Origin of the sequence: Photorhabdus sp. RM96S, assembly GCF_042879335.1 — a bacterium.
GTDB classification, from domain to species: Bacteria; Pseudomonadota; Gammaproteobacteria; order Enterobacterales; family Enterobacteriaceae; genus Photorhabdus; species Photorhabdus kayaii.
This window is the reverse complement of record NZ_JBHFKT010000027.1, coordinates 34,206-49,177: the sequence shown is the minus strand read 5'-3', so window position 1 is coordinate 49,177 and position 14,972 is coordinate 34,206. Positions and strand designations below refer to the sequence as shown.

The following is a 14,972-nucleotide window of genomic DNA, read 5'->3' as shown; positions in this document are numbered from 1 at the left end:
AAATATAGCAAAATAAACCGACACCACCTCAGCAATAATAGCATTACATATATCCGCAAAAACAAAAAAATAGCCCACATTTCTGTGAGCTATTTTTATTTCTACGACAATTATTTTGCTAATTTACAGCGAACTAATTAGGCAAATTTCCCCTTACCAATAGTGACATCGGTCCATGCCGTGGCAACAGCCACGCTCGCCTTACTGTCCAGACTTTCAATAAAACCATTATCGCCCGCTGTCGGGGAAAAACTACTCATTGCCTGAATCAATGAATCAACCGCATTGTCAGAAAGTGCCGTAAATTCATGCTCGCCGGATTTGTCTTTATCCCCCATCTGCGTCACTAATTTGGCACGATGACCATTAAAGTAATCATTAAAGGTAACTGAACCTACCGATTCAAATTTCCCCTGAGCCGTGTCGGCCTGAGTATGACGGTTCACTGACAGCACCAAATCATATCCACTGCGCTGGAACCATAAGTCTTTCCAGTCAACCCCGTTAAACAAGATCATATCTTCTGCGTTGATATCGTTAACCCGGTTATCAATCACTTCTGCGCCGACCACAAAGCTATCCACGCCTGCTCCCCCCTGGAAGCTGTTCTGATAACCGCCCAGCACTAACAAATCCTGTCCATCACCGCCGTTAAACTGGCTGAACTTCGAAATCGCAGCGGCTATCAAGTGATCATCGCCTTCTCCGCCATTAATCATCGCATGGTAGCCCATCAGCTTAATCGTATCATTGCCGTAATAACCCTCAATCCGGTTGTCATTACCAAACACTCTGGCAAAGTCATTGCCTTCACCTAAATCAACCCGGTTGTTATTGCCGATGGTCACCGTGTAGTCCTGACCTGCCCCAGCATCCACCCGGTTATAGTTACCGGAAGTCACGACGTAATCCTGTCCATTACCGACATCAATCAGGCCGCCTTCGCCAAAGACAAACGTCTGGTCATTCCCTTCGCCCATAAAGACATGGTTAATCCGTCCGGCTACCACGGCGGTATCATCGCCATTTCCGCCAAACATCCAGTTCTCACGCCCCATTAGTACGCCCAGATCATTGCCTTCACCACCCGTAAAGATATTGGATGTGCCTAGTGAGTAATAAACATCATCACCGCGACCGCCCCAGAAGTTGTTGTTATCACCCAGATAAGCGCCAAGATCTTTACCGTCACCGCCCCAGTTGAAGTTATAGTTCCCCAACGATACGTGGATATCGCCATCCCCTTGCAGATGACCGCTGCTACGCAGGAAATCAAACGTTTTTTCTTCCATATTAAGCAGATCTGTCGTCAGGTTTTCTTTCAGGTTAGCCACTAACGACTTCATCTCTTCTTGTTTATCTTTACTGAACATCGTTGCAAACAGGTTAGGCAAATTAAAGCCAAATGCACGTTCCGCGTTGCTATTAGCTTGAGCGCTATTTCCGTTAATGCTCACCACAGCGCCTGGTTGCTGATTTTTATCGGGCGCTTTCTCTTTCAAACCATGACTTTCCGCAAATGTCCTGACTCCATCTTCTCCCGCTTTGATGCCGGCCTCCAAACTCTCCAGCAATTTCCCCGGGTTGGTGAAAGCTTCCAGTTGATCACCGCTAAATTCCTTTATCACTTCCAGCATCTCTTTTAGCATCGCCTCGCCATCAACAGGCTTGCCCGTGCGGGAAACAATACGTCCATCCGCGGTGTAATCCACACCAAAAATATCCGCCAAAGTGGTATCCGCCCCCACCTTCGATAATCGGCCAAGCAGCTTATTCTGAAGCTGACGCGGTAAGTCCTGCGGGTTGTAAGTAAAGGTTGTTTTTGCCATACCCGTTGTCGAGTATTGCTGAGTCATCAGACCAAACAGCGACCCCAGGTTGGTATCCAAAATTGACTGGATATTGTCACCGAACGTAAAGTTCCAATTACCCGTCGTCACCTGAATATCCGCTCCCCGCCCGCCAACAGCAAAGTTGAAAGCCAGCGTCTGATCAGCCCGACGGAATTTATCCGCCCAGCTCATTTTGCCTGCATCGACACTATTGTCGTTTTCACCTATCCACTGATTAAGTTTCTTATTCAGGGCTGATTCGGCGTCATTCTGCAAACCACGGCTGCTACGTTCATGTTGTGAGTCCAAATCAAGCAGCGTTTTGTAATCCACGCTACTGGTTTGGTCTAAACCAGACATATCACGCACAAACTTCTTCGCGCCGGCAATGGTCCACTGCTGCTCTTGTGCCGCTAACCAATCCTGCGTTTCACCGGAACGGGCAATACCTTTCAATACGTCAGCAATACGGGCAGCACCATCAAATGGATTGACCAATGGCGGCGTTGGGATGGATTTATCCATCATCACAATCAGGTCATTACTGCGACCCTGGTTGAAACTGACATTACGGTTACCGATAAACATCTGCGCCCCTTCAAGCGCCTGATAGCCGCCTATATTAAAACTATGTTTGCTATCACCATGACCAATGTGAACCATCACATTGTTGTCACCGAAAGCCAGCGATTTAAAACCACCGGTTCCCACTTTAATACCTACGTTCGAGGTTCCCCAATTAAGCGCCGTAAACTCGCCTTCACCGACATCCACCTGGATATTACCGGCGTAACTGAGCTGATGAGGCGAGTTATCGCTGGCGTTAACCTTTTCACGCTTTTGCGGCTCCATGAAAATTTCTGTGTTATCTGCAATTTCCCCTTTGGTAACCAAATCAGCCTCCGTGTACCCGACTTTAGAGAAGTCGATATCGCTTTCAGCAATACCACGACGAACCTGTTCGGTATGCGTTATCAGTTTATTCTCAGCATTCAAACTCAATACAATTTTGTTATCAGGCGAGTTGTTAACCCATTGGTTATTTTCGTCACGGGTAAATTTACGGCCTGTTGCGTCAACCGCGACTTCGCTACTACGGGCTGACACATCACTGCGAATACCTTGTTTATCCAACTCAGTAATAAAGCGACGCGCAAAGCCATCCCGTTTATCATCACTCATCAGTGAACAACCCACCAGACTGATATGATCGGGTTTGCTGATGGCTTGTTCGCCCAGCTTAGCCGCCTGATAAAACTGCTTTAATTTCGTCGCCAATTCATCAGCGCTGTAACCACTCAGACGAATGTTATTTTGCTCTGACGTATCACGACCATGACCGACCACCTGCCAACGTAATTTATTTGATAATTTAGACAGATCACCATAAACCACACGATATTTACCGCTGGCGTCGAGTTGAATAACCACGCTGGAATCTGGGTGTTTACCCGCCAGATTAGCGGCGGCTCTGGCGGCTATCGGCTCATCTTCCATCTGAAGAATAATCTGACCATCAAAGCGGGTTTCACGACCATCAGTCTGTGGCACCACGTCCACCGTTTGCCAACCATCAACGGGCTTTTTCAGGTGACTATCGTCGATAATAGTCGGCTCTACCTCTTTATTTTTGCCAGATAATCCCTCTAACTCTTCCACCGCAGGGCGGCTTTGTGGTTTTACCACCGCATACTTCTGATAAAACTCTTGAGTTTCTTTAAACGCGTTATCCAGCGCCTGATTGACCCACACCTTACCCGATTCCCCAGCAATCTCTGCCAGATCCTGATAATTAGCCGTGTAGCTGTTCAGTATCTGCTTACGTTTTCCCTCATCAGTTGCTTGTAGTGCCTGATAAACCACCAGACTTTCGTTGACAGAGTGACCCCCATCAAATACCAAAAATGCCAGCGTATTGAGATAGCTCTGCCCGGTTGGGAAGTTGGGTTGCTTGCTGGCAATATAGTCATTGAGGTGAACCATGATATTGGTCGAACCAGATGCGCCAGTTACCACAGACTGGCCTTGTGCCAATGCATTACTCTCAAATGCAGTTTCCCGTCCAGGGGTCAAGATTCGACCTGCCGCGACCTTTCTGCCATACAAAAAGTCGTCATGTTTATTATTCGCAGGTTGGTAGGGCAACGCCGTGCCATAATCATTGGTCTGCTTTTCCGTAATTTCTACTTTGTACTTAACATCCTCCGCATTCGTCCCGGTAGTCAGTTCAGTACTGGTTGAACGAGCTTTGGTGATCACGTTCAGATAGAAAGAATCCCCTTTTCTCTTCCAGTCAGCAACATCCATCCCCATTCCCGGTGTGGTCGCCATTTTTACTGCCAGAAATGGCACTTTAATCACAGAAAAACCATCATCAACCTGGGTCATCATGGTCTTGAAATTAGCAAAAGTCGGATCGTCCAAGAATGTCGTCACCTCAGGCACCCGGCTGAACCAAGGGCGAAAATCCTTATCAATAGCCTCGGCAAAAGATTTCATCTTTTTATCAATTGCCTCGTTACGTTTCTCGCCTTCAGGGTAAATATCACCTATCCACCGCCCAAAATCTTCCACCAAGAAGTTACCTGTTCGTTCAGCGGTATTTTTCGCCTCCGGTGAAGCTGTTTTCACCAGCTCATAAGCCAGTTCAGAATCAAAATGGCGGCCAAACAGGTTATCAATATATTGTCCAGTGGCCTTCTCTTTGTTGGCATCAGTCAATAGCTGTTGAGCCAGCGTGTGCAATTCAGGATGTGCTTGCAACTGGGCAACAGCATCCTTAAATAATTCTTTGGTTTTCTGATGTGTTACTTGCCCGGTAAGCCAAAGTTCTCTGGCGCGTTCAATCAGCGGCTTACCTTCTGGAATCGCTTCCTGTTGCAATCGGCTGACGAAAACGATAAGGCTTTCGCTTTCGGTCTTAGGCGCTTCCCGCTCCGCAGCGGAGTTAATATGGGTTAATGGCTTAATTTGTACATCAATGAGACGATTAATTTCGCTTTGCGCAATATCGCCTTTCAGGCCCACCACACGGCCAAGCCCATCGAACGATACCTGCTGTCCAAACTGCTCAACCTGCTCAGGGGGCACAGTGATACCCAAAATCCCGGCTGACTCCGCTCTCTGGGCCTGAATGTGTGCAACCAGCTCACCCATCTCAAAACGTAAACTTTTCACCAGCTTACTACGTTGAGTGAATTCCTTGGGATCATGCTGCTGCCAATGAGCCAGTGCTTGTTCAAGCTGCAATGCATGCTGTTCATCGGGCCGTTCGACGGTACTGTTAAACGCCTCACGCACGGCCACCAACGCCTTACTAGGCAAATCGGTATTTATCGAACCAAGGCGTCTTTTAGTCGAATCAATAAACCGTTTGTCCTTCTTCTTCAGTAAGATAAGTTCTAATTTTTTAAGTACAGAAGAATGAGATCTAGGGTTATTTCCCCCTAGTCCTTGCAGATCAATACCTGAAATCGTCGGCGCTTTTCGGGTTAATTCTCTGGATTCATTTACGGTTGATTTCACCGTGCCATCGGATGATGTTTCGGTAAACATTGACATGATCGAAGCACTGGTATTTCCTGAACGAATCCCTTTATTAAGCTGTAACCGATTGACTGCCTGTTGCGCATTATTCAAAGCAGCCAAATCTTCTGCTGTTAGTGCCAGATCTTCACTGATCCAACCGTCAGGTTCAGCTTTTGATGCAGGATCGATATGACTCTTCGATTTCTCCACCTTAATCGGTGTATAAGCTTCCCCAGACAAACCGCTGCCCGTTGCCCCAGAGCGATCCGGTTTAGCATGATCAGCCTGTTTCACGCTTTTTGCATTCTTCCGCGCCTGTGTCGTTTTATTTTCCGCCGCTGTACTATCACTTTCACCACGCTGTTTCGCTTTGTCATACGCGGTATTGGCGTCACTCACCGCTTTATCGGCTCGTTGTTTCTGTAATAATGCCTCTTCTTTTCTCTGCTCTGCTTTTTTCTCAGCGTCTGCAATATCGTCGTCTGCACTATCTAGATTCTCAGCGCTTTTCGTGAAACCTACTTCTGATTTCTCAATGGCTGTTATTACTGTTTCTCGTTTATCAATAAAGTGCTGCTGTGCATCAGCTAATTTTTTCTGTGCAGTCAGTTTGGCATCATTTAATTTATTCTGGATATTATCCAGATATCCAACAGCAAACCGATTACGCCACTCATCACCTGATTTGCCATCATAATTCCCATAGTTATTAAGCTCGCCCATACCTTGAGTCAGGGAGAATAGTTCTTCCGTGACTCCCCTAGACTCTTCACTTATTGCATCACGCTGTACTTGACCATTGGTATTCAGTGCTGCCTGATTGGTTGATTCTAGTTGGCCTTGTGATTTTGAAATCGTTTTAAGCTGTTTATCTTTTTCTTGTTCCAAACGATGATGGTTCATCTCCGCTTTTTCTTTATCGCTTAACGCATTTTGCGCGGCTTTATCCTGCTTCGCATGTCTGACAACCGCATCAGCGTGTGGTGATGCCTGATCCTGAGCTGAACCAACATTATCTCCAATCTGCAAGGCATCCTGAATAACCTGAGTATCAGGCGTTTCTACCGGGGTTATTGCGCCACTCAAGTTGTTAGCCAGATCCGAACTCACTTCATCAATTTTATCCATCTGGAAGCCATCAATGGCGGAAACTTCGGTTAAATTAATCGCCCCTCTGCCTTTATTAACGCCAGAAGTATTTGCCTCATCACCACGAATCAGATAATTAATCGCCTGGCTACCCTCTACATTGAACACAGTTTGTTTAATGTTCTCAAACAGAGAAGAGAGATGACGACTTTGTGTGTTGCTCTCTGCAATAGAAAGACTGTAGAAATCACCATTACCCACCTTAATCGCCACATTATTGCGGGCATAAGAGGCATTGATCCCCAAGCCATCACCAATATGAATATTGGCATTACCTTTGCCTTTCATGATCGCAACATTGAGACCATTTCCAACTTTGGTATTGACGTTATATTCACCCCACACCGCGTTGACTGAAACTCCGTCACCCACTTTGGTATTCACATTCAAGTCGCCATGCGTCGCCGTCACGCTTAAACCATTCCCCACCGTAGTGGTGATATTGGCTTTACCCTTTGCCGCGGTAACCTGCATACCGTCACCCACTTTGGTGACGATATTGCCTTTACTCCACAACGCATTAAAGCTGTCACCGTTACCGACTTGAGTCACAATGTTGGCATCGGCTTTAGCAAGTACCACATTATTCCCATCGCCTACCTTAGTAATGACATTAGCTTTGCCCCAGGCTCCCGTGTAATCATCACCGTTACCAACGTGGGTGATAATGTTAGCATCGCCCTGAACTACCGTGACTTCTCGCATTCCGCCCACTTTGGTAATGATATTCGCTTTGCCTTTCGCGAAATTGTAACGGTCGCCATCACCAACATGAGTCAGGATATTAGCCTCACCCCAAACGGCGTTAATCCCTGTACCTTCTCCCACTTTTGTTATGATATTGGCTTTACCTTTAGCGAAACCAACGGTTGTGCCATCACCAATGTGGGTCATGATGTTACCCACATCGGAAATAAGCAGGCCGACCGTCGTCCCACTACCCACTTTCGTCAGAATATTGCCTTTACCTAATAGCATGGCAGCCGTCGTTGATGCTCCCATATGAGTAACAACGTTAGCCTCGGCCGCTGCCACCACTCCCATAAAACCCTTACCCATTTTGGTGACAATATTGGCTTTACCCAGTGCCAGTACGCCAGTTAAACCGTCGCCATAATGGGTCATGATATTCGCTTCACCAAACATTGCCGCCAGCGTTGTCCCGTCACCTACTCTGGTCATCACGTTCAACTCACCGGCAAACAAGCCAATGCTGGTGCCATCACCTACATGCGAATAGATATTAGCTTCACCAACCATCAAACCGAGCGCCAAATCATTGCCCGCTTTCGTCAGGATATTGCCCTGCCCGATCATCGCGGCAAAGGTTGAGCCATTACCGACATGGGTCATCACATTGGCCTCACCGATCATTGCAGCTAAGGTCGTCCCATTACCCACTTTGGTTGCAACATTACCTTCCGCCAGCATCAGGGCAACGCTCATCCCGTCCCCAACGTGGGTAAACACATTGCCCTCGGCTACCATCAGTGCCAGCGCTTTACCATCCCCTACTTTGGTAAAGATATTACCCAGCCCCCCCATCAACGCCCATGCATCCCCCTTGCCAACATGGGTAAAGATATTGCCGACCCCAATCATGGCCGCAATTGCGGTTCCATCTCCCACTTTAGTAAAGATGTTACCTGCTGCTCCCATGACCCCTAATGTCTGATCATCTCCAACATGCGTCAGCACATTACCCATCCCAAGCATAATACCGGTAGTATCACCATTGCCTACTTTGGTCAGGATATTGGCACCCCCCAACATCACCCCCGTCGTACTTCCATGACCAATGTGAGTCAGAACATTTGCGCCACCGCCCATCAGCGCAACAGCATCACCTCTTCCCTTTTTGGTGAGGATATTGGCACCGCCCAGCGCAATTGCTGTGGTGTTTGATATTTCATTATCACCCGTAATATGCGTGATAATGTTGGCTCCCCCGAGCATGCCGGAAACCAGATTATCTCCGCCAAGCTTGGTCAACACATTAGCTCCCCCCAAAAGTAGCGAGGAAATACTCCCTTTACCTTTTTGGGTCATGACATTAAAACCGCCGGCACCTAACCAATTCGCGCTGCCATTACCTATTTGGGTATGGGTGTTATACCCCCCCAACATGATGACCCGGCTGTCGCCATTACCTTGGTGGATTGAGATATTACCAATCGCCAAAAGATGAGCCAGATACCGTCCATCACCGACACGCACCAGAACGTTTGCCGCACCGCCGGCGTAAACATCCATTTCCCCACTCCGGCCTTGGTGAACAAGGACATTCGCCAAGCCTGCACCACGGAATGTCAGATTGCCATCTATGCCACTTTTTTCGATGATATTGGCAGCACCTGCGCCTTCAAAATGCGTATTACCCGATCTCGAACTATGAAGAATGATGTTAGCAATCCCATCACCTTCAAAATTAACATTGCCATTTATTACACTGGATTTAATGAGGTTTCCGCCACCCATACCGCTAAAATTAACGTCACCGGAGCTATCACCGATACCCGAAGATGATTTCACCAATTCCTGACGGCTATATTCTTCAATATGTTCTAAATGCTCAGAGACACGACGTACAGTATCGACTTGATATTTAAGGTTAGTGAGTGAATATCCCCCCACCTCCATCGAGCTATAACCATTTGCGCGTGAAAAATCTTCATTGGCTAAATCACGGGTATGGTCGCCCGCTTTATACCAGGCACTGGCATAATATTTCAGCTCGCCGGTTTTATCATCATTCTTCAATTCCACCACAACCACTTTGGTATATGACTCGACATATTTGGCATAGACATAAGCATTTGATCGACGATTCGATTTCACCGCCGAAACATCCAATACCGAACCATTAGAATGGATTGAACGCCCATGCATTTTTGCATCAATCAGCTTGATATCTTCTGCTTTAGCGGTGGTTCCGCCGGCATAAGTCACCCATTGATTTTCTCGCAAATCTTCTTCGACAATATGCTGAATAGTAACGGGTTGATGATGTTCAAAGATTAAATTAAAAAGACGATAATCACCATCATTGCTTATATCATCATATCCATTCTCTAAAGAGATATTTTCCGTAGCAAGATTTGCGAGTTGATTACCATTTTTACGCCATGAAGTGGCGTAATAACTCAATTTATCGGTTTTAGGATCATTTTTTAGCTGAACTTTGCTGATCTTAGTATATTTTCCGTCAGCAAACGCAAAGAGATAAGTATTGGGTTCAATCGTTGATTTAATAGCGGTTACTTGCTGAGGCTTCTGGGCTCCCATCTTCGCCGTTATTAATACAATTTTCTCCGCGCTAGCGTATCCCAAAGCTTTATTATACGAATCGCTATCCTCACCCATTCTTGATATTTCATTGTAACCACCGGCACCGGAGAAACGGATATTACCATGAGCTATATCAGAATAAATTTTGTTATAACCACCGGCACCTTCAAATTCGATATTACCGCGAGTCTGTTCATATTTATCTTTACTATTTCGCAAACGTTCAATGCGATTTGATGCTCCAGCACCCTGAAAGATAATATTGCCTTCTCTCCCTTTACGAATAATGTGGTTATCAACCCCAGCACCAGTGAAATTAATATTACCGCTTTCCACCCGCGAACTGATGCTATTTGCTGCCCCTCCACCAACAAATATCACATTTCCCTTGCTTCCTTCATAACGGTCATGCCAGGTACGGTCAATTTTATTACCCGCCCCTGCGGCATTAAAGTTTAAATCCCCCTGATTAGTTTCGTGCCATAATCCGTTATAACCACCGATACCTTTAAATGCCACATTACCGGATTGACCTTTACGACTGAGGTTATTATAAGCGGCCGCCCCAGAAAAGTTTAGATTACCGCTGCTCCCTCGGTGATCCATGGAAACACCACCCGCCGCGCCAGCAAATGAAATATTGCCATTACCGCTTTTATCAATACTTGCGTAACCCGCAGCACCATGTACCTTCAGATTACTGTCAATATCCACTATTTTTAGATATCCGGCAGCACCCTCTACAGCCTTATCGCCAGAAGTGGCATGGATTGTTGTCTCAAGCGCACCAACGGTAATATTATCATTCCCTCTTTTGGCATAAATCTCCCCTCCCAATCCAATAGCAACAATATTATTCCCACCATCATCATCGTAATATTTCCCAGTAATGAAAAATTCCGCACTACGGTTTGATGATTTCCCCATAAATAATCCCTTAATTAAGTTTAGGTTAAATATACCCGTTATCTTTCAAGCTGCCTCTTTGTTGGCTGCACTCACTCACCCCGGTCACATAGTTACCTATGCTCCCAGGGATTCGCTCCCTTGCCGTCGCGATGCAACTTGAAATCCATAGGGTATGGAAAACTACTGCATCTGACAGATACAACAGTTGTTTTGAAAATCTAATTTCCCGTGGATGATACAAACCCCTGACCTTCCGACGGCAAAAAGCACAATGACAGCAATCAATTAAGCATGCTTTATATAATTTGTTTTAATTCAGGCTGATTGCTGTTTTCAGCCACTATCTTAATTTACCCAACTGTTCTTTTTGCAACCAAAGAGATAAAATGCTTTTGTTATCACAGGTATCAAAGATGACTTGTTCTAATTTTTTAAACATATTCCTCCCTTAAGAATAAATTTATTCACAAAGACAACCCAACATATCGAAAAATAGAAGCATTAACCCCAAGGATATAATGAGCTTATATCTCTATAAATATGGTCAAATGAATAAGAAAAATAAAATAATAGTTCATCTACAAAAATATCATCTAACAATAATAGTCTGATTTTTTTATAAAAACGCATATAAATCCTCAAAGCATAATATTAACAAAAGAAAAACAAAAATATATCATAAATAAAATTTCTTATTTATGTATATAAGAATCTTTCAGTTGCTGCCCAGAGCTAACACCCATCCTTTCATAAAGAAATTTTCATAATCATGATATAACTTCTAATTAAACCGTCGAGATTAATAGTTGTAGTAATATAGTATTCCCTTTCCAAATTAATAATTCAGTTATAAAAACAAAGACCCAGAACCAAATGCCTTGGTATATTTTAGATCACAAGAGATTAAACTATTTATCACTATCAGTCATATACAAACAGTCATACACAAACAATTAATCGTTTAATCTATAATAGCATCTTACCAACCTTTTTTTGGTCTAAACTCTATAGTTGAAATCAATCGCGAGAAATCATGTGTACTATAACCCAAGCTATTAATTACAAAACAATATTATTTAATTTAAGGAAAGCATATGAGTCCTAAAAATGATTTTAAAGCGTTTTCTACTAGCGCCAACGCCAATGTAGTGAGTCAAGAAAGATATGAAGAAAGTCTGAGTTTATATTCTGGATTTCCACCAGATAATGTTCCTACTCACTTATTAAATAAAACATTACGCCAATCATCAACAATAGCCTCTGTAGTCGCTAATTTCATTTCGACACAATCTGGTGAAGATGTTCTTGATGATGGTGATACCGCTAAACTTAATATTCAATTAAATAAGGCGTTACAACAAAAATTTGCAACACAAGTTCCCAATGCCTCATTAATACAGAAAGGTGTTGTTCAACTTACAGATGTGGTTGGCAATAATAATACACTGGCTGCAACACAGAAACTTGTCTCCGATATCAATAATAATTTGAATAATAGAATTAATCAGCTTCCAGATATGTCTCTTTTTACCGCAAGCTTGATCCAGAATGGCTGGCAAAAATTACCTTCAGGTTTAATTGAAATGTGGGGAATAGCTCAAATTGATGGTTATGGCTCTTACACGTCTGGATATTTAAACAACTTTCCAATACCATTCCCAAAGAAATGTTTTAATGTCACATTAACTCATAATGGCCATAGCCCTAACGCAGCAGGAATATTTTCAGTAATCATAGAAAATCAACGTGAGTTTCGATGCTTTAGGAGTCCTACTAATTGGACTCCCGTTGTTACAGCATATTTTAGAGCAGTAGGATATTAATTTAAGGAAATATTTTGATTATTGCATTGCAATTGGTTGGCAATTATAAATGATAAAATCCATATACTTATCACATTAAGCAGAGAATTATTTTCACAACAATTCAACATATTATTTATAAATTACATCACTTAAGGAGTTTAATATGAGTCCAAAAAATGATTTTAAGGCTTTTTCTATTAGTATCAATGCTAATGCAGCGAGCCAAGAAAAATATGAAGAAAGTCAGAATTTGAAGACTGGGTTTGCGCCCGATGGTATTACCACTAATATATTAAATAAGGCATTACGTCAATCATCCACGATAACCTCTGTAGTCGCTAATTTTATCGCGACACAATCTGGCAATGATGTTCTGGATGACGGAAATATAGAAAAACTTACCGCTCAATTAAATAAGGCGTTGGAACAGAAAATGGCGCCAAAGATTCCCGATGCCTCATTAACACAGAAAGGTATTGTTCAGCTTACCGATGTGGTTGGTAATAGTCATTCACTCGCTGCAACTCAGAAGCTTGTTTCTGATGTCAATGATAATGCTAACAATAGATTAGCCAAAAACCAAAATGGGGCAGATATTCCCAATAAAAATGAGTTTGTGAAAAATCTCGACTTATTGGAAACCGTCAATCTGGCGAAAAATGCTGTGCCGAGTAGTAGGAAGATTAATGGTAAGGCACTGACTGGAGATATCAGTTTAGGGGCTGGCGATGTAGGGGCATTTAGGCTCGGATTAACAGGAAAATACTCTGTTGATAACCAGGTCCCGTGGAATGCAGATTCAGGGTCATATGACTTACTGCTGCCGAAATTTAGTGATCATGTTGTGCATTTCTATAATGGAGTTGGGAGTTGTCCGGCTTTTCAGTTGAAAGTGCATTACAAAAACGGGGGTATTGCTTATCGCTCGGCTCGTGATAATTATGGATTTGAAGAAGATTGGACTAGCATTTATACAACCAAAAACAAACCTACTGTAAATGAACTTGGCTTATCAGAAACCGTGACATTGGCAAAAAATGCGGTTCCTAATAACAGGAAAATTAACGGCAAAGCACTGATTGAAGACATCAATCTGGAAGCCAGAGATGTGGGGGCATATTCACGTTCAGAATCCGACGAGCGATATCAAAAGAAAGGCCCTAATCAGGGATGGCGAAAAATAGGAAGGAGTGGAGATAGTGGAAGTAGCATATTACTGAGTCAGGACATACGAGGAAGATGTATATATTTACGTACTGGTAGCCCAGGTATATTTTTACCTTTACAAATGCCTCCGATCGATAATATTTTGGTTGGCACTGGATATGGATCAAAAGGATGGCTCGTTGTGCACTCATCAGACGGAGGAGTGAGGTTATCTATAGTAAACAAAGAGGATTGCCCTGATATTACAGAAATTTATATTGCTGATTAGAATTATGGGCTGCATAGCAGCCCTTTTATTTTTTAGGAGATAATTTACCTTCCTATTTTACAAAGATATTTCTCTCTATTTATCTGGCAAACATAAATAAATTGCCAAAAAAGATAAGATAAAATAATTTATTATCATCAGCCATACGTAAATAATTAATCATTTGATTAAAAATAAAATCTTACTGTTCACTTTTTGGCGTAGACTATAATTGAAATTAATCTCGATAAATTACCTATACTATAACTCAACATGTTAATTACAAAACAATATTATTTAATTAAGGAATATATATGAGTCCTAAGAATGATTTTAAAGCGTTTTCTATTGGTAATAACGCTAATGTAGTAAGCCAGGCAATATATGAAGGAGAGCAAAGTTTAAAAACTGGGTTTCCACCAGATGATACGATTTCTCGTCATGTATTAAATAAAGCATTACGCCAATCGTCCACAATAGCCTCTGTTGTCGCTGATTTTATTGCGGCAGAATCTGGCAGTGATGTTCTCGATGATGGTGATACCATTAAACTCAACACTCAATTAAATAGGGCGTTAGAACAAAAATTTACAACTAAAATTTCCAATTTCGCATTGCAAAAAGCACAAAACGGCGCAGATATTCCTGATAAAAATGCATTTGTGAAAAACTTAGGTTTAAATGAAGCAGCAAAACGAGAAATAGGCACTGGAATTAATCAGATTCCAGATATGTCGTATTTCACTGCAAACTTGACTAGCGCTGGTTGGCAAAAATTACCTTCAGGTTTAATTGAAACATGGGGATTTGTACTGGCTAACGGCTATGGCTCTCTTGAATCTGGGTATTTAAATAATTTTCCAATACCATTTCCTAACGCCTGTTTAAATATCACATTAACTCATGGTGGTTATAACCCTCAAGACGCCGGAATATGTTCAGTACACGTAGTAAATCGGAGCCAATTCCGATGTTATAGAAGTCCTACTAATCATGTTCCTCCTGTTGGAGTCTATTTTAGAGCAATAGGTTATTAATTAAAAAATT

At 43.1% G+C, this 14,972-nt stretch carries 5 protein-coding genes; 3 read left to right on the top strand and 2 right to left on the bottom strand.

What is annotated here, in order from left to right:
- Positions 1 to 137 precede the first annotated feature (137 nt).
- A complete protein-coding gene (gene rtxA, locus ACGF49_RS16440) occupies positions 138 to 10,724 on the bottom strand; it encodes an MARTX multifunctional-autoprocessing repeats-in-toxin holotoxin RtxA (RefSeq protein ID WP_387491906.1) in 10,587 nt (3,528 codons plus the stop codon).
- A 25-nt stretch (positions 10,725 to 10,749) separates the two neighbouring features.
- Positions 10,750 to 10,947 (bottom strand): hypothetical protein, encoded by a 198-nt coding sequence (locus ACGF49_RS16435; protein ID WP_387491902.1) that lies wholly within the window; start codon positions 10,945 to 10,947, stop codon positions 10,750 to 10,752.
- A gap of 853 nt (positions 10,948 to 11,800) precedes the next feature.
- Here ACGF49_RS16435 and ACGF49_RS16430 point away from each other — a divergent pair.
- The 3 genes from ACGF49_RS16430 (at position 11,801) to ACGF49_RS16420 (ending at position 14,962) form a co-directional block, all read left to right on the top strand.
- Positions 11,801 to 12,529 carry a tail fiber protein gene (locus ACGF49_RS16430; protein ID WP_113043761.1) on the top strand — a complete coding sequence of 243 codons (729 nt, stop codon included), beginning with the start codon at positions 11,801 to 11,803 and terminating at the stop codon, positions 12,527 to 12,529.
- Between the two features lie 145 nt (positions 12,530 to 12,674).
- A complete protein-coding gene (locus tag ACGF49_RS16425) occupies positions 12,675 to 13,946 on the top strand; it encodes a phage tail protein (RefSeq protein WP_229015636.1) in 1,272 nt (423 codons plus the stop codon).
- Between the two features lie 293 nt (positions 13,947 to 14,239).
- Positions 14,240 to 14,962, top strand: coding sequence for a phage tail protein (locus ACGF49_RS16420; RefSeq protein ID WP_387491897.1), 723 nt, complete (start codon positions 14,240 to 14,242; stop codon positions 14,960 to 14,962).
- Positions 14,963 to 14,972 lie beyond the last annotated feature (10 nt).